Annotated in this window: 19 protein-coding genes and 5 pseudogenes; 8 read left to right on the top strand and 16 right to left on the bottom strand. The window is 59.2% G+C overall.

Features of this window, described 5'->3' with window-relative positions; genetic code table 11:
* Window positions 1-68 precede the first annotated feature (68 nt).
* The 3 genes from ACWUKX_RS16780 to ACWUKX_RS16770 all read right to left on the bottom strand — a co-directional run bounded on the left by ACWUKX_RS16780 (window position 69) and on the right by ACWUKX_RS16770 (window position 2,772).
* Window positions 69-1,316, bottom strand: a complete 1,248-nt coding sequence (locus ACWUKX_RS16780; protein WP_456007990.1) for a matrixin family metalloprotease — start codon at window positions 1,314-1,316, stop codon at window positions 69-71.
* A 37-nt stretch (window positions 1,317-1,353) separates the two neighbouring features.
* On the bottom strand, window positions 1,354-2,304 hold the full coding sequence (locus tag ACWUKX_RS16775; RefSeq protein ID WP_456007989.1) for an acyl-homoserine-lactone synthase: 951 nt from the start codon (window positions 2,302-2,304) through the stop codon (window positions 1,354-1,356).
* Window positions 2,305-2,625: 321 nt separating this feature from the next.
* Window positions 2,626-2,772 (bottom strand): hypothetical protein, encoded by a 147-nt coding sequence (locus ACWUKX_RS16770; protein WP_456007988.1) that lies wholly within the window; start codon window positions 2,770-2,772, stop codon window positions 2,626-2,628.
* Window positions 2,773-3,143: 371 nt separating this feature from the next.
* Here ACWUKX_RS16770 and ACWUKX_RS16765 point away from each other — a divergent pair.
* A pseudogene (locus ACWUKX_RS16765) lies at window positions 3,144-4,341 on the top strand (IS256 family transposase).
* A 1,537-nt stretch (window positions 4,342-5,878) separates the two neighbouring features.
* Here the strand turns inward: ACWUKX_RS16765 and ACWUKX_RS16760 are convergent.
* From ACWUKX_RS16760 to ACWUKX_RS16750, 3 genes and pseudogenes are all read right to left on the bottom strand, one after another.
* Window positions 5,879-6,538 carry an acyl-homoserine-lactone synthase gene (locus ACWUKX_RS16760; protein ID WP_456007987.1) on the bottom strand — a complete coding sequence of 220 codons (660 nt, stop codon included), beginning with the start codon at window positions 6,536-6,538 and terminating at the stop codon, window positions 5,879-5,881.
* 83 nt (window positions 6,539-6,621) lie between these two features.
* Window positions 6,622-7,344 carry a LuxR family transcriptional regulator gene (locus ACWUKX_RS16755; protein ID WP_456007986.1) on the bottom strand — a complete coding sequence of 241 codons (723 nt, stop codon included), beginning with the start codon at window positions 7,342-7,344 and terminating at the stop codon, window positions 6,622-6,624.
* 358 nt (window positions 7,345-7,702) lie between these two features.
* A pseudogene (locus ACWUKX_RS16750) lies at window positions 7,703-7,893 on the bottom strand (dimethylsulfone monooxygenase SfnG); the annotation flags it as partial.
* 479 nt (window positions 7,894-8,372) lie between these two features.
* Here ACWUKX_RS16750 and ACWUKX_RS16745 point away from each other — a divergent pair.
* The 3 genes from ACWUKX_RS16745 (at window position 8,373) to ACWUKX_RS16735 (ending at window position 10,944) form a co-directional block, all read left to right on the top strand.
* Window positions 8,373-8,639, top strand: coding sequence for a recombinase family protein (locus ACWUKX_RS16745; RefSeq protein ID WP_456007985.1), 267 nt, complete (start codon window positions 8,373-8,375; stop codon window positions 8,637-8,639).
* Window positions 8,640-8,694: 55 nt separating this feature from the next.
* On the top strand, window positions 8,695-9,546 hold the full coding sequence (locus tag ACWUKX_RS16740) for a zinc ribbon domain-containing protein (protein ID WP_456007984.1): 852 nt from the start codon (window positions 8,695-8,697) through the stop codon (window positions 9,544-9,546).
* Window positions 9,547-10,302: 756 nt separating this feature from the next.
* Entirely contained in the window at window positions 10,303-10,944 is a 642-nt protein-coding gene (locus tag ACWUKX_RS16735; protein ID WP_456007983.1) for a hypothetical protein, read from the top strand.
* 76 nt (window positions 10,945-11,020) lie between these two features.
* On the opposite strand, the gene ACWUKX_RS16730 is transcribed toward ACWUKX_RS16735, so the two are convergent.
* From ACWUKX_RS16730 to ACWUKX_RS16710, 5 genes are all read right to left on the bottom strand, one after another.
* A complete protein-coding gene (locus ACWUKX_RS16730) occupies window positions 11,021-12,373 on the bottom strand; it encodes a S8 family serine peptidase (protein ID WP_456007982.1) in 1,353 nt (450 codons plus the stop codon).
* Between the two features lie 31 nt (window positions 12,374-12,404).
* Window positions 12,405-13,958, bottom strand: coding sequence for a hypothetical protein (locus ACWUKX_RS16725; protein ID WP_456007981.1), 1,554 nt, complete (start codon window positions 13,956-13,958; stop codon window positions 12,405-12,407).
* A 40-nt stretch (window positions 13,959-13,998) separates the two neighbouring features.
* Window positions 13,999-14,652, bottom strand: a complete 654-nt coding sequence (locus ACWUKX_RS16720) for a hypothetical protein (protein WP_456007980.1) — start codon at window positions 14,650-14,652, stop codon at window positions 13,999-14,001.
* Window positions 14,653-15,034: 382 nt separating this feature from the next.
* The gene (locus ACWUKX_RS16715) at window positions 15,035-15,895 is read right to left on the bottom strand and encodes a hypothetical protein (RefSeq protein WP_456007979.1); all 861 of its coding nucleotides are present in this window, start codon (window positions 15,893-15,895) and stop codon (window positions 15,035-15,037) included.
* Window positions 15,896-15,995: 100 nt separating this feature from the next.
* Window positions 15,996-16,370 carry a hypothetical protein gene (locus ACWUKX_RS16710; RefSeq protein WP_456007978.1) on the bottom strand — a complete coding sequence of 125 codons (375 nt, stop codon included), beginning with the start codon at window positions 16,368-16,370 and terminating at the stop codon, window positions 15,996-15,998.
* 436 nt (window positions 16,371-16,806) lie between these two features.
* Here ACWUKX_RS16710 and ACWUKX_RS16705 point away from each other — a divergent pair.
* A pseudogene (locus ACWUKX_RS16705) lies at window positions 16,807-17,107 on the top strand (mechanosensitive ion channel domain-containing protein); the annotation flags it as partial.
* A gap of 1,316 nt (window positions 17,108-18,423) precedes the next feature.
* Window positions 18,424-19,425 (top strand): hypothetical protein, encoded by a 1,002-nt coding sequence (locus tag ACWUKX_RS16700; protein WP_456007977.1) that lies wholly within the window; start codon window positions 18,424-18,426, stop codon window positions 19,423-19,425.
* Window positions 19,426-19,827: 402 nt separating this feature from the next.
* Here the strand turns inward: ACWUKX_RS16700 and ACWUKX_RS16695 are convergent, their stop codons facing one another.
* Window positions 19,828-20,064, bottom strand: coding sequence for a hypothetical protein (locus tag ACWUKX_RS16695; protein WP_456007976.1), 237 nt, complete (start codon window positions 20,062-20,064; stop codon window positions 19,828-19,830).
* Between the two features lie 119 nt (window positions 20,065-20,183).
* On the opposite strand from ACWUKX_RS16695, the pseudogene ACWUKX_RS16690 reads away from it, so the two are divergent.
* Together ACWUKX_RS16690 and scpB are read left to right on the top strand one after the other, a co-directional pair.
* Window positions 20,184-20,448, top strand: a pseudogene (locus ACWUKX_RS16690) (DUF1403 family protein); the annotation flags it as partial.
* A gap of 5 nt (window positions 20,449-20,453) precedes the next feature.
* Window positions 20,454-21,157: pseudogene (gene scpB / locus ACWUKX_RS16685) on the top strand (SMC-Scp complex subunit ScpB).
* Window positions 21,158-21,199: 42 nt separating this feature from the next.
* Here scpB and ACWUKX_RS16680 read toward each other — a convergent pair.
* The 4 genes from ACWUKX_RS16680 to ACWUKX_RS16665 all read right to left on the bottom strand — a co-directional run bounded on the left by ACWUKX_RS16680 (window position 21,200) and on the right by ACWUKX_RS16665 (window position 24,860).
* The gene (locus tag ACWUKX_RS16680; RefSeq protein WP_456007975.1) at window positions 21,200-21,343 is read right to left on the bottom strand and encodes a hypothetical protein; all 144 of its coding nucleotides are present in this window, start codon (window positions 21,341-21,343) and stop codon (window positions 21,200-21,202) included.
* Window positions 21,344-21,362: 19 nt separating this feature from the next.
* A complete protein-coding gene (locus ACWUKX_RS16675) occupies window positions 21,363-21,728 on the bottom strand; it encodes an RES family NAD+ phosphorylase (RefSeq protein WP_456007974.1) in 366 nt (121 codons plus the stop codon).
* Complete coding sequence (locus ACWUKX_RS16670; protein WP_456008057.1) at window positions 21,725-22,111, bottom strand: hypothetical protein; 387 nt, start codon at window positions 22,109-22,111, stop codon at window positions 21,725-21,727. Before ACWUKX_RS16670 ends, ACWUKX_RS16675 begins: the two co-directional genes overlap by 4 nt.
* A 106-nt stretch (window positions 22,112-22,217) precedes the next feature.
* Window positions 22,218-24,860, bottom strand: coding sequence for an AAA family ATPase (locus tag ACWUKX_RS16665; RefSeq protein WP_456007973.1), 2,643 nt, complete (start codon window positions 24,858-24,860; stop codon window positions 22,218-22,220).
* Window positions 24,861-24,889: the final 29 nt, after the last annotated feature.

Genomic DNA, 24,889 nt, shown 5'->3' with positions numbered 1-24,889 from the left:
CCCAACAGAGTTATCGGCCGGAGCGCCACGTCATTTAAGTGGAACCGCAGGTTCACGCCTCCTCGGGCTCAGTTCGCGGCAGTGTAGGTCACGTTCAGGTTGAACGTTCCCGGCTTATAGCCATGCACCATGATGAAAGCCTGACCCTTATCTGCCGGAACATCGACCGAACAGACCTCGTCCGCACCGTCAGAGTAGGGCCGGCAATCGTAGTTGCTTTGGAGGGCCGGTGCGTCGAACTTCAGATAAAGGTCGGGGTCTCCCACCGGATCGCCAGTTCCTTTGATCTCCGCCACAAACGGATTCTCCGATGCGACATTGAACGGGCCGAACTGGAGCTCCTCGCCCTCGGCCACTTTCTGATTCTCGAACGTTTCGTACTTACCCGACCCTCCTTCGGGCTTGCATATCGTAGTGTCGATGGTGAAGCCCTGCGCAGCTGCGTAAACGCACGCTGCGCCGTTCATGTCGAAATCGGTCAGGCGCAGCGACCAGTCACCCATCCCGTTACATTGCGGGTAGTGCATGGTCGAGAAAGCGTCGTAATGTGTAACTCCGCGCCAGTCAGTGTCTTCGAAGCAGGTGCCCGACTCAGGCCGCGTATGCTCGTGACGAAATCCGAGCACGTGGCCGAGTTCGTGACGCAATATCCCCGTCAGCGTCAGCGGCTCGTTCGGGTCGAGCTCGAAGCTCGACTCATCGATCAGCACGTTGCGGTCGGGCCGCACGTCGGGCGGGAAGAACGCGCGCGCTAGATATTGTCCGAAGTTGACGGGCCGAACATCGAATACCACTGCGGCATTGGAGGCGTCGCACCTAGCATCCTCGCCCGTCAGATGCCTCAAGTCGACGTTGGCAACCGCCTCCCAAGCCCCGGCGGCATCCGCCATGGCGGCGACTACAGCCGTATGGCGTTGACCGAAGCTGTCGCTGACGCAATAGGTCAAGTTCTTCTTCTCACTCTCGGTCCACAACGCGTCTAGGCCTCCGACTGTAATGACGCTGAGCTCCTGGTCCGGGGATTCTGGCGGTTTTTTCTTGACGTTCTGCTCGAAGAACTCGCGAAGTTGCTTCTCGTTGGCGATTGGGATGTCGCCACTGACGATAAACTTCCCATCTGGACCAGGCTCGCGATAGACCGTCGCCATGAATTCCTCGAACGTCATGGTGGCGAATTTCTGGCGTGCTTCCTCTGCAAGCTTGTCGAGTTGCAGTTCCGCCTCTTCCGGCGTTTGTAATTGCTCCTGAGCCCCCGCCGGGGTGAACCCGTAGATTGAAGCCGCAAGGATTGCGGCGTACTTGGAACGTGAGATCATGACGTTTCCTCCTCTTAGAAGTTGGATGCAAAATACGTCAGCGTTGGCAGGGCTCCGCTTTCAAGTTGGCCAGATCCACGCCGGCAACAATATTCGTTGCCTGAAGCCAAGCTTCATGGGCTGTCTGCTGATCCTTGAATTCCGCACAGAGCCGCCGTTCGCCTTCGAGGCCGATGCGGGTCTCGGTCAGCTCCACCGCCACGCCCTTTTCTTTGTAGGCCTTGAGCATGGCACGAAAATCGTCCAGCACCTTAAGGCTGGTCGCCGGAACGCCACCGCCTCTGGAAAGCACGTAAAGGGCAAAGCTCAGGTGAGGCTCAGGAGGCGGAGCACGCACTTTACCATGATCGGCTTGCGACAATGATGCCATCCCCGGACAGAGCACTTGAAAAAAGGCAAGGCTCGCAATTGCCGCGAATTTCCGCAACTCTCGCCGCTTCAGTGCGTTGCAAGCTAGGCGGGAATCGCGGCACGTGCAAAGATGCGAATGCCCCCGCATGAAGCCCCCGCTCACCAATTTCCAGATGACTTTCGGGCCTGGATCATGAAGCACGTTTCCTGGGCACCGCCCACGGCACCGAGGGCCTTCATCGAGGACGTTAGTCCATGATCGCGCAGCACACCTCTGTGAGCGTGCCTCGGCGCCTAATTGTGCGTTTGTCGGTATAACGAAGGTGCGTGTCCATTCGGCCCAGTCCGGCCGCCTCGGGACACCCGATTTTTCGCACATAGGTGGAAATATCTCTGAAACCATGTGCGGCTCTCTGGTGGGAATCAGCCTGGCCGAGGTTATTGCCAGCTCCTCCTCGATTCCCAGCAGGCAGGTCGCCGCGTCCGTGTCGAACTGGCCTAGTTCGCGACCATCCGGGCTTGCCGGTCGCCAACGTTTCTGGTGCACCAAAAAGTCGCGGTGCTCGCACGAAAATTCGTCGAAGTCTTTTTCATAGAGATTTTTGTTCAATGCATTGACGACGTGCGCTTCTATCATAGCGCGATCCCCAACCCCTTTCAGAGGAGATAGTCGCAGTCGCGCTAATATACGTCACCTGTCCGATCGAACAGTTGACGCGGTAATACCGCATTGCCGCGGTGACTGCGGCTTTATCTTGGCAGGCTGAAGGCTGTCAGTCCTAGTAGTCGTCCTGTGACGAAGCGTCAGATTGGGTGATCGCGTCAGTCGAGCGGCGTCGGCGCTGGTCTCAGGACGAGAATGAGTGGCTGGTCGGGGCGACATTTGAACAGGGGCCAGTGTGCACGATCGGCCGGCATTCATGTTGAGCCAGCTTTTCCGGTGCCGCAAGGAGCCTTGCTATATCTCCGCTCCGTCAGTGGCACGCCCGTTGCGGTGGAAGTCCGAGGCGCAGCCATCGCCGATCTCCCGATTGGGCAGGAAGACCAGCAAACGGTGACGATCGAGCTTGGCGGCGGCGCCCGTCGCCTGCAGGTCGAGAGGCATATCGATAGCAAGGCGATCGGCCGAATCCTGGATGTGCTGGAGCGGCCCGTCCTAGTGTAGCAGTCGGTAACCGCACGGGCAACGAACTCACCTCATCCTCGTCCGGCGATGGACAGCTTTCCACCGGGCAGGGTGGAACTGGCGCTGTCTCAGCCGATTGGCGACCATATCCTCGTCCCGATTTCGGTTCGCGCCGTGCGCAGTGGAAAGTCAAAGGTGGGACCTGAGGGCCATCGCCCAGCGACTTGGGATAGTGTCCTGAAGGTTCTGCAAAAAGCTCTGGAGAGAGAACAGGCCTTGCCTTGAGGCAAGGGCGGCCATGGCACGCTGGTGACGTTGCGATCACCGATTCCCGTGGAAGGGTAAGTGCCATGACCAATCGAGAAGTTAGACTGAGCAGAGGCGAGTTGAAAGCGTTGCTGTTGTCGGATGAGGACGGCTTTCGCAAGGTATTGCAGACTGTGGTGCAGGAGGCTTTGGAAGCCGAGATGACGGAGGCGATCGGGGCCGAGAAAGGCGAGCGGACGACGGAGCGGGTTGGTTACCGGTCCGGCTATTACGAACGCAAGCTTGTGACGCGGGTTGGCGTGCTGGAGCTTCGGGTTCCGCAAGATCGGGCCGGCCGGTTCTCGACGGAGTTGTTTGAGCGTTATCAGCGCTCGGAGAAGGCATTGGTGTCGGCGCTGGTCGAGATGTACGTGCAAGGTGTGTCGACCCGCAAGGTCAAGGCGATCACCGAGGAGCTGTGCGGCCATTCCTTCTCGGCCTCGACGGTGAGCCAGGCAACGGCGCGGCTGGATGAGGCGCTGAAGGCATTCTATGAGCGGCGGCTTGCCGAACCTTATCCCTATCTCATTTTGGACGCGCGCTACGAGCGGGCGCGCGAGGCCGGCGTGATCGCCAGCAGGCGGTCTTGGTGGCGATCGGGGTCGACTGGGAGGGCCGGCGCCAGGTGCTCGGTGTCGAACTGGCCAACCGTGAAAGCCATTCGAGCTGGCGCGCGTTCGTGGCAGGGCTCAAGCAGCGCGGGCTCGCCGGTGTGGAGTTCGTCGTCTCCGACGACCATCCGGGCTCAGGGCAGCGATCCGGGAAGTCCTGCCCGAGGCAGTTTGGCAGCGCTGTTACGTGCACTTCCTCAGAAACGCGCTCGATTATGTGCCGCGCAAGGTCGATGACGACTGCCTGATGGAGCTCAGATGGTTCTATGACCGGCGCGACCTAGCCGAGGTCAAGCGCGATCTGGCGCAGTGGATCGCCAAATGGCAGGCCAAATACCCGAAATTAGTGAACTGGGTAGAGGACAACATCGAGGAGACGCTGAGTTTCTATCGGCTGCCGCTTGCCCATCACAAGCACATGAAGTCGACGAACATGCTGGAGCGGCTGAACCAGGAGATCAAGCGGCGTACCCTGGTCGTCCGCATCTTCCCCAGCCAGCAGAGCTGTCTGCGGCTGGTTCGGGCACTGGCGGTGGAGATCCACGAGAACTGGCTCGAGGCGACCCGCTACCTCAATATGGATCACTTGCGCGAGCACAAGAAGGAGAACCTGAGGGCACTGGCCGCCTGAGACGCGGCCGCCATGTCCGCCGCTCCGCTAAACACGGGGGCTGCGCGGCGGACACGCCAACGTCACCGCTGAATGCCACGCCATTTTTTGCAGAACTTGACGCACACAACTCGACTTGCCCTTGACGGACACGAGCACGGCGGCATGCTGACAATAGTCGGATGCGGTCAACTGGGGACCGGCATAATTTCCTTCCTGGTCCAGCGGAACTCTGTGTTGTCGCTCCAGATCCGGTGCATGATGACCACCAGCCGACAGGCGAGCGCGACAACCGACCCGCTGCTGGCCGCACCTTCTGGCGACGCTAGGCCTTCAGCCAGGACCATTTCGTCACCCGCTCAGCAGAGCCTGCGCGGACTCGTAGAGCAGCGTTGCATCATGCGATCGTTGCATAACGAGATTCCGCCGACCCGGCGGGTTTCACCCGATTGATGGAGCGCCGGCGCCCAAGGTCGGCCCGCACGCCTTCGAGCTGCGGAGCGGCTGGGATAATCCAGCGCCCCGACGATGCAGGGCTAAGACGAGACCCTGCGCTGGGGAAGATCGAAGCCTCCTTCAATATTCAGAGTGCAAGTCGCAACAATTGCACGCTTTCGACGCGAGCCGGCGATCCCGTGAAAGATGCGGACGGAATGAACGTCAAGCGCGGTACGCCATCCCAATCTCCACGTGCCGCTAACGCTTTTACTACTTGAGTAATGTCGAAAACGAATGGCATTCCGCGCCGCTTCCGACCTCGTATGTGGACAAGTCTCCCAAGTCGCTTCGGCCAGCCTTCGCGCTTCTACCGGCTTCTCCTCGTAGAAATAATCTATGGCGGTCTGCTTCGGCTGTCGCGTGATAAATGCCATGGCTCATCGTCTGAAAAGTCCAGCCAAGAGGATCAGTTTGATCTAGACCAGACCTCGCGCGCATTTCCTTGACTGCTGCTCTGTACAGCAACAGATTTTTGTTTCCTTCCGCCGAACCGATCCGGCCTCGCGTCGGTGCCGCAGCTGAGGCAAGGCCGACGTCCGCAATGACCGGCAAAGCGCTGGGGTGGCGACTACAACCCCGGCTTTGACTAAATCGCGAGGTGTAAGGGTGCGCAGCATGGCTTTCTCCTTGCAACCAAAGAACTACAAGTTCATTTTACAGCCTTCGCGAACCCAGAGATTTTCGTTCGTGCCTTCGGCGTTAGGGGGCCACCTCGATTGTTCCAGTCATGCTCGGGTGTATCTCGCAACGATAAGATATCGTCCCGGCGGCGTTGATTGCGTCTGAATACTGATCCGCGTTGCTATCAGCCGCTTCCTTCTCGAGAGAGTCCGTTCCTTCCAGCTTCTTTGTCCGAACCCGAAACTTCGCTGACCGTATGGGTCGCGCCAGTGAGTCCAAGCTGGCGCCGGCTCTCGTCATAACACAGCCCGGTTCAACACCGGCTTTTGCGCCATCCGGAGGCTGTGACCTGCTAGGCCTGAGCACCGAATGCAGGCCCAACAAGGATAGTTGCAGTGATGATCGCCTTTTTCATATTTTCCTCCTAATTCCATTGTTGTTATACAGATACGCGCTGCAGGTTCTTGCTGCTTTCGACGAAGGGCCGTTGAATGCCGCGCCGAACAATCAAGGAATAATCAATCCCAAGTATCCTCCGAACACTCGCCAGCGCTGCGTTATTCACCTCGATATACGCGACGATGTACCACTCGCCGTTTTCTTCCCTGGCCATGCCCATCGGCTCGGCCCGCCATTTGAGCGCGCCGTGGTGGGGCATGAAGTAGGTTTCCTGCACGCCGCCGACTGCACTGAGGCCCTCGTCGAGAGCGTATTCCATCACCGCGCAGCACAGTTGCGTCAGCGTACCGCGCAATCCGGTCGAGCGTTTGTCGGGAACGACGAAGGTGCGGGTCCATTCGGCCCAATCGGGACGTCTCGGGACGCCCGATTTTTCGCACATGTGAGAAAAGACCTCCGAGACCATGTGCGGCTCGCTCGTTGGGATCAATCGAGCCGAGGTCACTACGCGACCATCTTCGATACCAAGCAGGTAAGTCGCCGCGTCGGTATCGAATTGGTCCAGCTCGCGACCGTCCGGGCTCGGAGGGCGCCAATGTTTCTGGTGCACGAAGAAATCGTGCCGGCGGCGCAGAAACTCGTCGAATTCGTTTTCGTAGAGATGCTTGTTATGCACATTGACTACGTGGGCCGTTATCATGGCGCGATCCCCCGATCGTTCTCGCGGGGATATTTGCAGCCTTGCTAATGTACGTCACCTGTCCGATGGGACAGTTGACGCGTTTAGGGATGGATCAGGCGCCGGCGCACCGCTTCGACGACCGCCTGCGTGGTCGTGGCGACGCCAAAAGCTTCCCTGGCTCGGGTGGAGTGCCATTTGACCGTTCGCTCGGTCAGGCCGAGGATTTGGGAGGTTTCCGATGAGGTCTTGCCGGCCGCGGCCCAGAGCAGCACCTCTTTCTCGCGGTCGGTCAGCACGCCCTCGTCGTCATCATTGTCATCCCCCAACGCCTGGATCGACATGCCGGCATAGACCGCCATGGTCACCAGCTGCACTTGATGGCGCGGCGAAAGATTGCAGGACTTCGCGGATGAGGCGAACGACAGCACGGATTGCCAATGGTGAATGCTGAGCATCGGCACGGCGAAGCCGCTCCAGATGCCGAATTCCGTCGCCTCGCCGGCGACACGTCGTGAACCTTCAGTATCCGACCACTTTGCCGGAACTTCGGACCAAAGGAACGGCTTCAGGGTCTTTGCCGAGTAGATGCAAACACCATCAACCGCGGCATGCTCGGCTTCGACATAGCGTTCGAACCAGCCGGCCGGCCAGCCATTCAGTTCAACCAACGGCGCAAGTTTCTGACCACTGAGCGGAACCCCGCTCAGGATAAGATGCTCGAAGCCGAGATTTCTCACGGTTTCGAGCAGGTCGCTCAGAAGCGGCCCTGTTGCTGTGTGCTTCCTGCAGCGTTCGACAAAGTCGAACACGTCTGAATCGATCATGCCAGCCACCTCGCCCACCGGCTATGGCGCATATATCGGAAATTAGGACTTTGGAATGTATCCCATAAATTGGCGCTGAGCGACCACAATTTCCCGGTCGAGTGTGCAGGATCTCGACCGAAAATGTACGCGCCGGAGCAGTTCATCGAGCATCCTGAGATCGTGTTTGCCGCTATGAGTTCTCGTCACCAGCGGTAGAAACGCAGCTCCTGTCTGTGACAGCTACAACCGCTGCAATGTCGGTATTCCTGTGGGCAGGGACCTCCGAAGTCAGGCGCCAAAGTGCAGTTGCTCTTCTCGGGCGCTCGAGGACGCTGGATTGCTCAGCAAGGAGAAGCTGCTGACCGGCGACACAGCGTTATTCGGCGGCGACAAGCTCCCTGTCGCGAGCCGCTTCCAGTTCGCACACAGTGGGATGACGCGCTTGCCGAATAACTCGACCTCTTCCTGGAAATGCAGAAAGCCGGGCAGGATCAGGTCGGCGCCGGCATCCTTCAACGTGAGGACGCGTTCCGCGATCTGTTCCGGCGTGCCGATGAGATTGCTGCGATTGCTCAAACTCGCGGCAAGCAGCCTGCCCCGGCCGTGCCCCTTTCAGCTTCAGCAGCGTTGCCTCGTACGCGTGCCCATTTGGATTTAGCCTGCTCAAGTCCATTTCGGTCTCCTAAACTCACGGACATTACATATGCCCGAGCGTACGCACGCCGCTCGCTCTGTGTTCGCAACTGGCACGCGCGCCGTCGCAAATTGTGTCGAAATCCGTACAATCGATAGTTTTCTGACCGAGATAGCGAGCATCTATCACCGCGCGCTGGATCTTCCTCCCGACGTTGCTGCGTGGGCTCGCGAAAACTGATCGGTATGATGTGGTCGTCGCGCGATGCCGTCAGCTCCTTGAAAGCTCCGCAATCGTCGCGGGCGCTGCTTCATAACGTTATCCAATTATCATCTGCGACGAGCATCAGGACGCGAGTGCTGACCAGCACCATGCGGTCGTCGCGGTACATTCGGCGGGATCAAACCTTCGTTTGTTCGGTGAACCGATCCGCGGTCTGCGCGAGATCGATGAGGATCAAGCCAAGGTCGTGCGTCGGATTTTTCGGGAGTTCGCGGCTGGTCAATCGGCACGTACGATAGCTGCAGGCCTCAACAAGGAAGGTATCCCATCACCCTTTGGGGGTGCGTGGGGCGCCTCGACCATCAATGGCAATCTCAAGCGGAGAAGCGGCTTTCTCTACAACGAAGCCTATATCGGGCTGCTCGTCTTCAATCGTCTCCAAATGCGCAAGGATTGAGACTGGGAAGCGCATCTCGCGGCCGAATCTGCCGGAAACCTGGCAGGTCGTTGAAGTGCCGCATCTGCGTATCATCGATGATGAGCTGTGGGATGCGGTGCAAGTCCGCAAGAAGCTTTATGGAGGCATGAAACTCCATCACCGCCGACGACCGAAGCACATGTTCTCGGGGCTTGTGCGGTGCGGCTGCTGTGGCGCTTCCTATACGGTGAAGAACAGAGACCAGCTTGCTTGTGCCGCGCACCGTGAGAAAGGCACTTGTACCAATAATAGGACGATCCGTGTTGGCGTGCTTGAGAAGCGTGTGCTTGAAGGCATCCAGCGGCGCTTGCTGGCGCCAGATGCCATTGCGGGCTTCCTTGCTGAACATCATGCTGAGCATAAGCGACTGAACGCTATGAACCGCGAACGGCAAAGGGAAGTCGAAAGGCGGCATGCCGGCATCGACAGGCAGATCGCTAACATCGTAGATGCTATCGCTGACGGTGTTGCGACGACCGGCATGAAATCGAAGCTAATGGACATCGAGCGCGAAAAGGAGAATCTAGCCCGAGAGCTACAGGCGATGGCGGCCGCAGAAAGCATTGTGGAGTTTCATCCGGCAGCGGTGACGATTTACCGTCGGCACGTATCCGAGTTCCAGGACGCGTTGCAATCCGATGAGTGTGAGCGGCACGAGGCGGCGAGGATCATCCGCTCACTGGTCACGGGGATCGAGGTCATTCCGACGGAGGGCAGGGGACAGGTTGAGCTGAAAGTCCGCGGTGCGCTGGCGGAGCTTCTCAACCTGCCAAATCGCAGGCCGGGAGAGGCGCCTAACGCTGCAGTGATGGTAGCGGGAGAACGCTACCGCCTTTCCCCACGCTTATCGACCTGTCGACATCTCGGGATCTGGTCGACATGTTGAGTGAATCGACGGCATCGACATATGATTTCCGAAGCAACGCTTGCCTTAGCAACGGCCCGAGACGGCGGTCTGTCGTTTCAATGCGTCGAATTTACCTCTGGACGGGCTGCGGCGGCGACAGTTATTTCGTGATGTCGCGGGTCTGCCGTGAACCGCCGATCACTCGTCGCTGTGGCTGGAGGACAGCAGAAATTCCCAATGACAACCAATGACATGGTCCCCAAAGCCCCAAGCCCACAAGCATTCGAGATTGCCCCGTCCGCCGGTAGGATATTGGCAGAAAAAGGCGGTTGGGAAGGCTAAACCCCGTCCAGAACTGCCGGCTGCGCTTCCTGGCGATCAACTGAATTGGTCGAAGGACAAGCCCATCGCGGTACCTGTCAAAATCCGCATCAGACGAAACCCAGATGGCGCGACAATGACCAAGACCATGAGGTCAGGTCGTCACCCGATGCTGGTCGGAGTGGAGGTGCACTTCGGGAAATCGCGCAAGGTTGAAGAGGGCGAGTTCCTGAGGCCATACAAATACCTTCTGCCCGACCTTGTTGCCTCGGAACCATGCTTGGTTCGAGCGCTCGATCTTGCAAATGAGGTCTACACCGCCTTTGACAGAAATGGACATCGCGTTCTGTTCGCGCCACCCGATCAGAAGATGGGTCGTGTCGCGCCTGGGAAAGACCGTAAGTATGGGCGCCACTCTATGGGGAGTATCTGGTCGCCACATCGGCCGACCATCACCTACATTGGATCGTGCCCGTGGGCCTTGCGCTTACCGAAATGACCGAACGAACCACCATGCGCTATTTCCGTGGAAAGTACTTCCGCGAGGATAGCAAGGTTATAAAATCGGCCAGATCGTGGCAGCTCGCTAACTCATGGACGACCGAGAAGGACCTTCCTTGCGGGCGGTTTCGCTTGGTCGCCTATTCTCCCCTTAACGGTGTCGATTGGGCTGAGAGCTGGCAGGAGACTGCGAAGAGTTCGATCAGCGCGATGATCCCGGCGATTGTCCGGAAGCTGGAAAGCTCGAAGGACGAGCTTCAGGCTTTGATGACAGCGGCTGAGAAGGCGGTAGCGCAGGGACAAAGGGAATGGGAAGAAGTGCACGAACGCTACCTTCGTGAGGAAGATCAACGGCGAGTGGAACAGGCGATGTCAGAGAGCCAGGAGCAACTTTCAGACATAATGGACAGGTGGGCGGCTGCGATGTCCATTGAACGCTTCTTCCAGGATGCGGAGCGGCGCGTGGAGGACGTGGTGAGCGAACGACGTGCCCAATTAAGGGAGCGTCTCGCCCTGGCGAGAGCTATGCTCTGCACGATGGATTCCCTGGATTATCTTGAAGGCTGGCTGGCCTACCGTATAAGTCGAAATACAGTTCGAACTGAGGGGCCATGAGTACCTCAAGGCGATTGAAAGCCAGTAGGTCCTGAGGTTTTGTTGGTGCGTTCGCGGCAAATTTCCTGAAATCGGCTCAAGATACATCAGAAACTAAGCCCAGCACGCGCGCAGCTGCGACGGGGTCGAGGATACCGTGGCCAAGATGTTCGAACGCATCGCCGGTGGGGCGGGCCGTTTCGCGAAGGACGGAATACAGCTCAAGTGGTGATAGCGCACTTGAAGGCATGGCAGTGCGCAACGAGGCGATACACCCAGCGGCTACCGGGCAAGATGTAGACGTTCCCTTGTCTGGCATCCCGGCGCCAAGGGCTTCCGATCCCTTGAAATGTGTGTAGCAGGCAAAATCCGGCTTATCTTGAGCCATACCCGCAATGCCGGGCCCCGTCGACGAGTAGCCGACCCGTTTCCCTAATGTGTCGCATCCGGCGATGGTCAGTACGGACGCGCTGGCATTAGCTCCGGTGATCGACTGCGCGACCGCGCCCTCGCAGTTCGGGAGCGGACAATCAGGCCCGCAGTTCCCGGCTGCGAACACAATGTCCATCTGCGCATCCGTGCTCGCCGCGGACAGTGTAGTCGTAAAGAAATGATGTGGATTGTCGGCATATCGTCCAGGGTGTCCCTGCGGGAAATCCATCCCCGGATTAAACATCGCCCAGCTGTTGCTCAAGACAAGTGCCTTGTACGGACGCTCGCCGGAAGGCATGAATGCGATTGCCCAGGCGCTTATCAGGGGTGCGAGCGCGGTATAGATCTCGCTCACTCTGCGGCCGATCGAGGCACCGCCGGCAGGCGTTCCAACCAGGGCGGGAATATCGATGAGCGTAGCCTGTGGCGCCGCAAGCAGGGCCGCATAAGCACACATCGTGCCGTGCCCCTTTGGGTAGTGCCCCGGAATCACGCTTCCCCCTTCGGGTGTCCAGGACAGGCCCTCATCCAGCCGGGGGCGAAAACCCAATTTTTCCTCGAGAAAGTCGAGGTTGATCCCCGTATCCACGATTGCAATCGCAACACCCTCTCCGTCGAGCCCATGCGCATGCAGTGTCGAGACATCGAGACTGGTTTCCACATCTGCCCGCGTCCCGACCGGAGGACCGTCGAAACAGACAACGCAAACGTCGACGACCGCGTCCGAAAACACGCGGCTGTTGTCAATTTCGTGGGGGACGTCTTCGACGCCCTCAGCATCCACCGTACCGCGCACGAGAAAAGCCTCGGGATTGAGCGGATCGGCAAACCCGGCTTCCAGGGCTCGCTGCGGCACGGGCACAGGCGCGTAGGCCGGATCGATCTGGAAGCGCTCGGGCATGACTGCCTGTGACAAGACGTCTTTCAACGCGTCCGCCGAAGCGCCCTCATTCTGGAGCTTCAGCGTGTCGCGAAATGCCTCGAGCGGCGGCGCCATGAGAACCACGGGAATCTGCATGGTGGCTTACCTGACCCGCGTCGCACGCCGCCTAGTGAGGCGGCCACTGAAGCCCTATCTTCTCTCTATGCTCCTGGATGATGGGATGGAACTCGAAATCAAAGCTCCAGGCAAATTCGGCAGGGAAATTTTCGCGCACCTTCGCGCGTCCGAATTGCGGCACATCTCCCAGGATCGCATGCTCGAACTGCATGTCCACATCGCGTTCCTCGTTCCGCGTCATTGGGAACTGGTGGCAGCCTATGCAACTCGTGCGCCCATTGCCGACATGCGCTTCGATGTTGGGGTTGCTGCACCATTCGGTCTGCAGGTTGTTCGGCGTTGGCCATGGACCGAGAGCGCCAGGAAGCTCAAGCGGCACAGGAGGAGTATCGAACAGAGTGGCCAGCGCCGACGGGTCCGACTCCGCTCCGGTGTCAATCTCCTTCTGAATGGCGTCGTAGACAGCCTTGATGGATGCGGCCAACGTGTCGTTGCTGCCGGTATAACTGGCCCATGGCTGCGGATCCTTTTCGGCGAATGCCGAGACGACGCACATCTTGTAATTCTTCCACACGCCGTTGTTGAACGCCGCTAGGCTGGCGGGCTGGTCACTGCCGAAGTCTTCGGTCTTGGCATTCGGATCCCACCAAAGTGAAACCCAGACCCATTCGCGCACATCCTTCGTCACGAAGTGAATGCTCCGCAGGGCCCATTCGGTGTTGTCGGATGTGACGTTCGTATAGATTTCAGAGCGCGTGGGTTGGCGAAGCGGTGCGGCGCTGCCGGATTGCGGCCAGATACCAAGTTTGAACATTTCGGCAAGTCCGGCTGGACTTGTGTCATGTTTGGGCACGCCGTTGGCAAGCCGCCTCCAACTTGTCTTAACCATCACGGCCGAGCGCGGGAATTCCTTCACGCAATGCGAAAACTGGTCGTCGCTCGGGGGCGGGTCCGCCGCATTTTTGTTGCGCTGGCATTCATCAATGCCTCGGGCCTCGGTCAGGACATGCTCTACGAATGACGGGCTGAAAACCGTAAAGCCGCGACCGAGAAGGTCGCCAACCTCGCCCTTGAGATTCCGGAGTTGAAGCAGCACTGTCGACAGGTTCTCGTCTGTAAGTGTATCTGACAGGTTCTTCTCGGAGAACTCAAGCACCGTTTCCTTGGCGATGGCCGCCATGTCAACCTGCGGGTTCGCCTCGATCAGGGGCTTCAGCTTGTCGAGAAATCTCTCGGCCAATTTCTTGGTTTCGCTGTTGAGTCCGCCCCCGCCTTCGTACCAAGTCTGCCACAAAGGCACGTCCACCGTTGTGGCCCCGTCAAGCAGGGTAAGGTGCTGCGGCGCAAGCATCTTTTCAACGATCGACCAGCCGAATTCGCGGCGCTTGCGCATCGAGCTTTCAAGTTCGGGTGCAAGCACAGCCGCATCGGTGGTGCTCGGCACATAGTCCTGGCCGCGCTTGATGATCAGTCTGCCCTCCGGGGTGGCCAGAACCTCCGGCGGAGCAGCCGAAAGCACATTTTGGCCATGGGCGGGACCTGTTGCGAAAATCGCCGCCATGCTGGCGGCCATCAGACATGCGCGTCCCAAAGGTAGGCTCATCCGTTCCTCCCCCTGCCGGCCTTCCGCAACCGGCCAAGCGTTAAGCTAGCATTCCGCCTGCGACCCAGGCGTCGAACTTCGCGATGTCTTCCGGTGGCCACAAGCCGTCGCACGGCATGTTGATCCTCAGCTTCTTGGCAATTCCTGTGGCGTTCGCCTTGACGTCTTCGTAGACATGTAGGTCGAATCCCGACTGGATACGCATTGCGTTGGCGTCACGGTTGCGGAACAGCGGGCGGATATCTTCCTGGTAGCCCGGAGGATCCTTGGCCGGTCCGGTTGGTTCCGCGACCACGGCCACCGCACGCGGAGACATCTTCCGGTTGAGTTCCGACGACTCTTCCTTTGACAGCACTTCGACCGTTTTTGAGTTGCGAGCCGCCAGCACGCGAATGCCGCGCAGCGGCAAGTCGGTGCCCCAGAAATTCGAGATTTCGACGTTCTCCATCGCTGAGTTTGCGCTTATCGGAGTAAGGACCTCGAGGAGGATAGCCGTCTCCGACGGGGCATTGGCGAGAAATTCAAACTCTACAATACCGTCAGACGGAGGCACGACGTTGACAATCCGCACCAATCGTCCATCGGACCAGCCGGTCGTGGAAACCCTGCCTAGTGCAATAATGGAAATGTGGCAAGCAGCAGCAGCCTCTGCGATTTGAGCCGTGACTTCGTCCAGGACATGTATCTGAGGCATAGTTAACCCGACAGGCAACGAAGTCGTGCCCGACCTTTTGTCTTTATTTTAAATCAAAGACCTGCGGAAGCGGTAACTTTCAATATTCATACTTGCTGCCGATCAGGCTAATTTGTCAAGCACGACAATTGCCGCCGTCAGACAATAACGCCGCTTGTAGGGTTTCGGCTGTTCTGCTTTTTTACGTCAATTCGGATAAGGTCGTGATACTCGATCACCCCCTTTTTTGAGGCGTCGTTGGTCCGCTGCGGCCTGATCAGAGGCAGCGCCGAGGGCTTTGAGGCCGCAGTGCTTCGTTTGGGCTGTGGCTTGCCACACAGCGAAGCGCTGGACTCAGACCGGGCATTCTCGAGATGGAAGACCACTGTTCGCCTGAGCCAGGCTACTGACGCGGAGGAGGATCGGCCTGCATCTGCTCACGAAGGACATTGCCCGCGGCATCAAGCGGCATGATCCCGGGCGAACATTGCGGCGGCGCATAGAAGCTTGCCGCGATGCAAACGGGCGGGGTGTCTCCCGGGAGGTCGCCGAGGCGACAGGCACGGCACATCCGGTAAATGGCCGCCTCCACCTGCAGAGAATAGTCGAGCGCCGAAACGGCAGGCTCGTCCGGCCGAAACAACGAGCCGCTTTTGACGTTGTCGAACCATACATCGACGTGCTGTTTGACCTTCGCCGGATCGCCGATGTTGGCCATGTTGAAGGCAAAGCCGACAATGCCCAACGAGGACCGCGGCGTGCGGGCGGCGGCATGGCATGACAGGCACGATGACCTGATGTTATCGGCAGGACCATTGGCACGGCCATTGAAACCGAGGGTCGGGCGCTGGTTCCATCCGTACATCTTCATATGCAGATCGGGATTAATCCAACTCTGTGTGATGGCCTGGTCATAGATCTCCGGGTCATTGCCCCACTGCAACGACACGGGCATGAGATTGTCGAAGAGACCATCGCCGGTGGTGGGGCCAACCCAGCCGAAGGTACCGAAAATCCATCCCGTCGCGGCCGCGTCTGCGTCCTTTACCGAAATGTCGACCTGCAGAAGGTGCACCGTGCGCTTCTGGCGGCTCTCCACCGGCGGGGGCGGGTTCATGCCGCCGGTGCCGGCGGCATCGATGATCGCCTCGTAGGAAGGCGCTCCGTCGAGATAGGCCACCTCTGCCGGAACGGCGTCGGTGAAGAGGAACTTCACCGACACGGTCCCTTCGGGAAAATTGAGGCTCTGCGTGAGCGACGGCACGCAAGGGTCCGCAAAGACCTGGCCGAGCACAGTCGCGCCAGGAGCGTTGTAGAAGCCGACCGCCCAGACTTGAAAGCCGCCGCTGCTCGTCGGTGAAAGATCACCTGGATCGGGCCCCTCGCTCCTTGGTCAGGCCCATCAGCGGCTCGCGACCATTGGTGGTGTAGTCGAGCCACAGAGAAGCCCACCATTCCTCGGTGCCGGTCCCGACGAGCGCCGTGCCCGACCGCCTGAAAGAGGAGCGCGCCGTCGACAGGACAGCCTCCATGTAGCGGGCGGGCTCGGTGCGGAAATCGATACCTTTCCAAGGCATCGTGGGCGTCCCGGCCGCCGCGGGGTAGTCGGTGCGCCACTGCGCCTTGGGAAAACCGCCGACATCCATGGTGCTGCCGGTGAAGGTGGCGCAGGACGCTGCGAAGACATCTGTGCTGCTGCCCAGAACGAGGAGCAGAAGGCACGCGAGAAAGCGAAGCATGACCCCTCCGATCAAAACCCAGCCTAATCGCCGAACGATGCGGTTCTTTCGGCTCATTGTAAAGCTAGTATTGTCCGCAAGAATTCTGCGCGTGTAACGCGGTTATTTGAATTTGTGTTATCGGGCGCGGCGGAGCCCTTCTCCGATCATGGACAGAAAGGCGCCGCAGAAGGCAACGAGGGGCGGCACCGATGTGGCTGCTCATCGTCCACGTTCGTGCGGGGGCAGGTGGCGAGGTGAGCCGAAGATCTTCCATGTTCTGCGCCGCTCAACCGTTCTGCAGGTCGCAATGCCCGGGAGTGGGATCCAGACTACTTGAATGCCCTTTGGCCTTCGGCACGGCGCGCTGTCTACATGACGAGCGGGCAGGTCTGGTGGGTGAGGCGGGATGAGGAAAACGGACCTCGTGGAACTCGGGCGGTCGTGCCAAGCGCTTATCGTTTACGTTGGAATGCTCCTGTCGATCCTCGCATTCGTCTTTATCGTGCCGGTCGGAACGCCCACCGCTGCGTCAGGCTGTTTTTGCCATCATCCTGGGACTGGCGGTCCAGAATACGCTGGGTGATGTGTTTTCGAGGATCGCGCTAAATCTCGGCCGCCCTCTTGTGCTTGGAGACTGGATCCCTTCTGAATGCGGCACCGAAGGCCGCGTTGTCGAGACCAATTGGCAATCCACCCAGCTACGGACCTTCGACCACAACCTCGTAGCCATCCCAAACAATCTTCTCGCCAAGCTTCGATGGGGGCTTCGGAGCAACCCCGGCCGACAGAGTCGCGTTGCCGCTGACTATCATTGCTGCAGCATCTCCGACTTCGGAGGCTAGCAGTTCGAGCGATGGTGAACTCGGCGACGGCCCAGGGAGGCCGTCAACATGACACCGGTACCCTGACGTGCGACTGCGAGGTGAACGTCCGGTCATGGCGCGGATCGCCGAGCCGAATTTAACATCCTCAATCTGGGGTCCGCCAGTGACGCAACATTCGTCACCGAATTGACGCCTGATAGCGGACATTGTCCGCCTCCAGCCTTATTTCTCGGAGTTTTCGCGAATGGCACGCCGAAACCAACAGAACCTCAGGGCAGGCATCTCGCGTCCCTGTAAGCGAAAGGTCCGCACTAGTACTAATACAGCAAGAAGCAGTGGTGCGTCTGAGAGAAGATTGCGGCGAGAAGCCCTTTGTACTATCGAGGCTAGGTACCCGCTTTCGAGCGCGGTAGTGTGCGACCAATTAAGGGTACTGTCGCTTGAAGATCGCTGAGCTCGTCAATTCCCTATTCCCTCAAGGGGGGTACCTGGATTTCGAGGGGTACACGAAGTCGTCCCCAGATGCCGGTAGGTTACCTAGGAACTTAGGAACACTCCCATACCTCTGCACCGACTTGTTTGCCATCGCGGCCGTCGTACTCCAACGAAGTGGGGCGTATCACCATGTTGCGCCAGACAACCTGTCGACTCGACCGATCAGGCTCCTTAGAGTCACGGAGGAGATGCGTGCGAATTGGAGAAAGCTGGGGGCCGAATGGCGCGGAGACAACGCGCCGGAGGGCCCTCCGCCGCCCCAGGAACTCGTCGACCTTTGGCATCAATTGTGGGAGCATCGAGAAGCCGATATCTTCGAAGAGTCGAGTTCTCTTAGCGCTCCACCATCATGGTGGCTACCAACTTTGGAACTGCTATGTATCGCTGACGAAGCCGCCAGCGGCCTCGGTTTTGAACCGCCATCGGGCCGGAGAGGGACTGCACAATCGCTACTGATCAGCCCGGATTTGCAGAGGAACATTCTCGCAGGCGGCGCTAGGTTCAGCTTTTCGACCGCAGACCCAGACCTTGTTTGCGTTTTGCCAAAAAGCAGGACCCCCTGGCTGGGATGCACGCTCCGCTCGCTATCGCACAACCTCGCTCTCCTGCCACCGCGCGGTCTGGCGCGTGCATATTGGCTCCCATACGAAGGCTCTACGGCCGAGACCAGATACGAGGAAGGTAAGCCTGAGCAGAAGTCGTCGAGCTCGCTGAACTGCCTTCTGGTACCAATGCCTTACCGGATTTCAGCTGTGGCGTTCGAGCCCATCCGCAGCACGGACGAGCAATGGGGGTGGTTTCGAATCAATCCAGACTGGTGCCCGTCGTCGAAAGGTGAGAAGCTCGATGATGCCAATTCTGGGTTCGCGCAATTCCTCACGTTCGTAACGACCTTGATCCGCGTGGCCGAGCGAGATGTGGGAAAGGTGCATGTCCTCGTATTTCCGGAAGCTTCTTTGAGCTCAGCGGTTTTTAGAAAGCTCAAAAGCTGTCTTGAAGGGACAAATGTTGAACTCCTAATTGCGGGACTTTTTGACAAGACGGATGCCGACGGTGCGGGATACGAGCATGGTAATTATGCTGCTCTGGCAGTGGTCGGGAAGAACGGGCTAATTTCCTATCGACAAAAACATCATCGTTGGAGGCTGGGCCGATCTCAAATTCAAACTTACGCGCTCGGCGCGTCGCTGGACCCGAACTACGGCTGGTGGGAAGACATAGATATTCTTAGCCGCAGTTTGGATGTCTACGTTCTTCGTGGCACCACCACTGTCACAACGCTTATCTGCGAAGACCTAGCTCGGCATGATCCCTGCCAAGAGCTTGTAAGGGGGATCGGCCCGAATCTTGTATTCGCCCTCCTGATGGACGGCCCGCAGCTGAAAGCTCGTTGGCCCAGTAGGTACGCTACCGTGCTCGCCGACGATCCGGGGTCCTCCGTACTAAGCCTAACATCTCTGGGACTCGTGGAAAGGTCTAACGCCACTGGACTGCTTCCTCAGAGCCGCAGCATCGGACTTTGGCGTGATGATCGAGGCGAGACTTATGAATTGGTCCTCCCCGCTAGCGCCCAAGCACTATGTCTTAGTTTACAGGCGACAGGATTTGTCGAGCACACGCTCGACGGGCGCAGTGACTCCGGGGCCTCGGAGTCGTGGCGTCTCAGTGGGATTCAGCCAGTATCTGTGCCGAAGGATACGGTCGGACTCAAGGCCGTTCTCGACGGTAGGTGGCCGGATCAGCAATCTACCTGATTGACCTGGGGCTTTGGACCTTCAGGCTCCTGTTTGGACCAGGACTTCGAAAAATGATCAGAAAGTCCTCGAGCCACGGAACGCGCTTGCTCGGTCATGAGACTCTCGAGTTTCTCGAGCTTCTCCTGAGCTTGGGCCTTGTATCCGGCACTGTATTCGACCATTGGACTTCTCTCTGGCAACCTGTTTGCCCGCGGATGCTGCCACTCAATTTAGATACTCGCTCAAGGTCCCGCAAGGCCCTAGCGTTGCGGGCGAACTAACGGGACGCCTTCATCCATCCTGGACCGGCAGTCCTGAAGCTAGAGTAAACGCAGCTTCCCGTAGTTTCACCCGCGCGCTGGGAACTGCGCCAATCCCAACCTACCTAGCCACAACCTATCTGCGCTTAGTTCCCCTGCTTCAGGCCACTGCGGCCTCGATCAAATCGACAATCACATTCGCCTCAGCGCGCAGTTCCACCCGGGCGCCGAACGGCAGCAGGAACATCGGGTCGACGTGCCCGAAATCAAGCTCGGCAACAATGGGAATGTCCCTCCGAATACCCGCCCGCGTTAGCATCGCGTGCAGGTCGTCCGGCTTCAGTCTAACTTCGGGAGGAAACCGCCCGAAGGCCAAGCCGCCTGTCGTCTCGAACACCCGATCTGCGCGAGATGCGCGATCATGCGCTCGATAGTGCCGGCGCTTTCAGCCTCGTCCTCCTCCAAGAAAATAAAATAATGTGTCCGCTCAAATCCGGCCACCATGGCGTACCGGGCAAGGGGCGCGCGGCACTGCGCGCCATCGATCTTTCCGCCGAGCTCGGGCGCCGCGCAGACAAACTCCTCGCCGTCGCCCCAAACTCAGGGCTAAGGCGGCCGACACCGTCGTCGAGCGGCTTCTGTCCGACGACGCGATCGTCGCATCGGAAAGATCGCGGGCATGAGTGACCGCGGCTTGCGCCGCCTTTTTGACGGGCTGGTCGAGCTCGGCGCGGTCCGAGAGCTCTCCGGCCGCCCGACCTTCCGCGTCTACGGGCTGTGACGACCATGGCGGAGGCGACGCGCAAACGACGGGACCGGGCGGACGAAGACGCACTGTTCGATCGTGAGTTGGACCAGCTGCCGCCGGAGGTGCGCTGGCGCGAATGGATGAACCGCGTCGAAGCGACGATTTTTGCCGCAAGCGAACCGGTCGGCGGCGAGACGCTGGCCCGCATCGTGGGAAAGACCTGCAGCATCGATCTTCTCATCCACGACATCCGCAGGAGTTGCGCGGCCGGCCCTACGATCTCGTCGCCGTTGCCGGCGGCTGGAAACACCTGACCCGGCCGGCGTATACGGCCGTAGGCGGCAATGAGAAGGCGGTGGATCTTACCCAGTCGGAGGTGTTGGTGCTGATGTGCATCGCCTATTTCCAGCCAATCACCCGTGCTGAGCTGTCGTCGTTCTTCGGCAAGGAGATCAGCCGCGACCTGATCGGTCATCTGCGCGGCGCCGGACTGATCGCGTCCGGGCCGCGCAGCCCGACGCCGGGCGCGCCCTACACCTATGTCACGACGAAAGAATTCCTGCTCGAGTTCGGCCTCGATGCGCTGCGCAACCTGGCGGATTTTGAGGCCTTCGAGGATGCTGGGCTGCTGTCGAAAGAAAAGCTGTTGGCCGGGGAAATTCCGGCCGGGTTGGTCAGCGGGGAGGGCGATGATGAAGAGGCCGAACCAGTGGAAGATGTCGCTGGAGACAAACTGTCTTGAGCGGGGCACTACCGTTGCGACCCTAGGCCACAGTCGCCAAAGTCATGGCCACGAAGACTGATCGTGCGGCAGCTGGTGATCAGGATCATGCACCGCGACGCTGGCACCGTCGACAAGGTTGGCCGGGAAGATGACCAGGTTGGTGCCGCCGGCGTGACGCAGCGACGGAAACAAGATGCCGCGCATCCCGGCTGTGATGACTAGACTAGGTCCGCGAGCCTCCAGGAGGGCGGAACTTTCTTCTCGATGCGAGCGATCTGGCGCCAGGCACATCCCATTCTCGCCAGGCGTTGTCCCAGACATTCAGATCAAACCCCTGCGACAGGTCGGCGACTTCGGCAAGCTTGATCTTGTAGGCGGCAAGCGTTGCCGGTGGGACGATGCTGGCGCCCTGCCTATATTCCTCGAGCGCCGTCTGGGCCGAACGGGATAGATAGAGCGCTTCGACACCCGGTCGATTGAAACGGCCACCATCGATTGCTGCGCCCGCGCCACTCACAGGCAGGAAAGCCCATTTGGGTGTCAGATAGCGATAGAAGATCTCGTCCGGACCGATGCGGGTGATCTTCACCCACGCGCCCCGTTCTCAAGATCACGGATGAAAGCCAGGACCGCCTCGACTTGGCCGTCGGCAACGAGTTCGGCCGCGGTGCGATGGCCGTAGTCGGCGATCGGCTCGTTGCGGTACCAGTAAATCGCCTTGTCGACGTCACCGGTGAGTTCCGTCGCGGCCGAAATCACCTTGACCATCTCGCGCATCCTGCCCTGCAGGCGCTCCGAGGCTGGGTTGCGCAGCGTATTGCGGTGCACGCCGGTCAGTTGTGCCAGATTGGCGACTTTCACGCCCAGCGCCTGTGAGAGGCGCTTCGGCGAGATATAGGGCGTCCGCGGCTCCTGAAGGCTGTCAACAAAGCCGGAGACCATCGTGTTGTGTGCGAACTGGGCCTGAGTCATGGTCAAACTTTTTTCCAATGTCGCACAATATATGCACACTGCGCTGCATATCAAGTGCACATCGAAATCGGCAACAGTTTGAGGGTTAGCGAAGGACACTTAACTCTTATTTCTTGGGTTTCATCTGCGGGCGATCCGCTTCTGCAGCTTCGCTCTCAGCCTTGAGATCGACAATTAGGGACTCAATCTCAGAAATATGGGCGGCAAATTCATGAGGAAGGGGAACGCCCACAGTGTCGGCCGCCGGATTGTCGTGGCTGTGCGTGTTTGCACGGGTCATGCCCTCGTGAAATCGAATTGCCAGCGGATCGGAAAGGCGAACGTAGCGAAGGTCCAGGGTCTTGATAACATCTGTTCCGCGTTGGACGATATTCCGAAAGATCACCTCTTCCACCACGCGCTCGTAGGTGTCGCGCAATCGGCCATAGAGGTTTTTCACACGGTACTCGTACTCGGCCGGGCTGGTCGCAAGCAGCTTGGTCAGTTGTGCTGAGTCGTTCTTCAACAGCCCGATGCGCTTGCCGACGTTTTGCCCCTTCCACGGCATCCCTGCCGTATCCACTCTGCCAGCGGCAGCCTTGTCGCTAAAAAGTGCGACCGTGACGGGCTCGATGCCCACTTCATCAGCTGCGCGACTGAGCTCATTGAAAAACACAATATCGTGCGTAAACACGATGACCTGTCGCTTGGTTGCCTCCTCAGCGATCCGCTGGGCGACCCTTGCACTTCGATCGCGATCGAGCGACGAAACGGGATCGTCAATCACGATCGGACCTGAACCGTCGGTCAAAGCAACTTCGGTCAGGAATCCGGCAAGAGCCAAGGCACGCTGCTCACCCTCGCTCAGGATATCCGAGGTGACCTTGGCCAGTTTTGTCTTGGGATCGACCTCGAATTCCGCCTTTGTCTGATTGCTCTTGCGTGCGAGGCCCACCTTGAGGTGCATGATGTCGAAGCGGGCGCGCTCGGCATCAAAACGCGTGACGACGGCTGTTGTCAGGTGGGCATCGACAAGCTCATTCGCGCGCTGCGTAATGCCACGAGTTTGAACGTCGGCGAGAGCCTTGGAGTAGGCGGCATCAACGATGAGCAAATTCCGTCGCACGGTGAGCTTCGTTTTGTTGATGGAAAGCAGCTTGCGGTCCTCAAGCTCCGTCTTTTCCACCAGGAGTTTGATCCGCTCTTCGTTGTCTCCCGCCTGCGCTAGTCCATCCTTCTCGCCTTTCAATTTGAGCGCGAAAGTTTCCAGCTGCTCGATCGGCACGACGAGAGGAGGAATTGTCTGACTGCTCTCGCCCCGCAATCGCCCGAGGGCCTCCGCTCGCCGTGCCACCGCCGATGCCTGGAGGGTTGCGAGGGCGCCAGCGAGCATCTCGTCCCGCCTTTTTACCTGCTCGAGACGGTCGGCAAAATCGGAGGCGCCAAGGAGAGCCAAGGCATGCATGCTTCCCAGGGCGTCTTCGACGGCTTTCTCAGCTTCCCGGGCGGCGGCATCGAGTGTGTCGTCCATGTATTTTTGGAAACGCTGCATGCGGGCAGCACCGTCGGGCAAAAGGGGCTGCTGGCATAGCACGCATGCAGCAGCGCCGCCGTCTGCCACCAGAACCGGGAACTCCTTGTCCTTATACGCTTCTGTCAGCGAGTAATTGCGAGCCGCCGTCCAAAGTGTCCGCCATGCACCGCTTTCGACACCCGGCAGAGGTTCATCGGTGAACAACTCGCTAGCGGCTACCGTCGCTGCCTGGCGTGCTGCAACTGCTGAAGCGCGGAGCTTTCGAAGCTCGTCCAGTGTTGCATCTGCGAATGCCGATCCGACAGCCCCGACCTCCAGCAGCAGCGCATCTGTCCACTTCAAAAGCGCGGTGACGTCGGCAGCGGCGGCAGCGCCTGCGGAAAGGGCGGAGGTGAGTTCAGCGAGACGCTGCTGGTCCGTCTCGGTAAACGTCGTTGCCGACTCAATCTGCGCATCGGTTGTGGACTTGTTCAGCTGCTTGTTGAAGAGCTGAGCCGCAGTGCCGTGCTGGGCAGGAAACGCGAGCGCAGTCAGTTCGACCTTGTTGCCGACTTCCTTCGCCCGTTCTGCCTCCAGCTTCTCCTTCAAGGTAATGCAGACTGCGTTGAGCCGATGCGGCAGGGCCAGTCCGAAAGGAAGAAAACGGATTTGATTTCCGCCGTCGACGTAAAGCTCGGCGGAGGCCGTATCAAACACCGCAACTTGCATGAGCTGCGGCGACGCTGCGTTGCCTGGCGACCAAGGAACTATTGCCTCGCCTTCGCCGGCATCGATCACGATGTCGGCTGTCTGAGGGCCGGGCGTGCTTCCGTAAACGTCAGCAAGAACCTTCAGTCTAGCTGGGTTCTCAACGCGCGTCCGACAAGCGGTGCGAAAGATCCGAACAAACCCGCTTTTGCCGCTCCCGTTGCGACCGTAGATGATCGTCAAAGCCTTGGGACAGAACGTGAGAGATGCCTTGGGCACCAGCCGGTTCACATTCTCGACATTGGCGATGCGCTTGAGGACGATCGGTTGATATTCTCCGTTCCCAAAGTGCGCTTTCGTAAACGGTATCGGGGCGGGCGGCGCCGAAGTGAGCGCAAAGCCGGCCGCGTATTTGACCATCGCCAGCAGAGCCACAATGTCAGCATCTGTGAGCTCATTGCTGATCGCCAGCCGCCGCAGAGCGTCCTGTTTCCAGGTCGAGAGCTTTGTCGACCAGTCGACAACATCATCAATCGGCGTCCCCGCCATTATGCTTCCCCCATAAAAACCCTAGCGAA

The sequence above is a fragment of the Mesorhizobium sp. f-mel genome (assembly GCF_053850215.1).
Note: the sequence above shows the minus strand (reverse complement) of the source record. Positions and strands in the feature narration are given on the sequence as shown.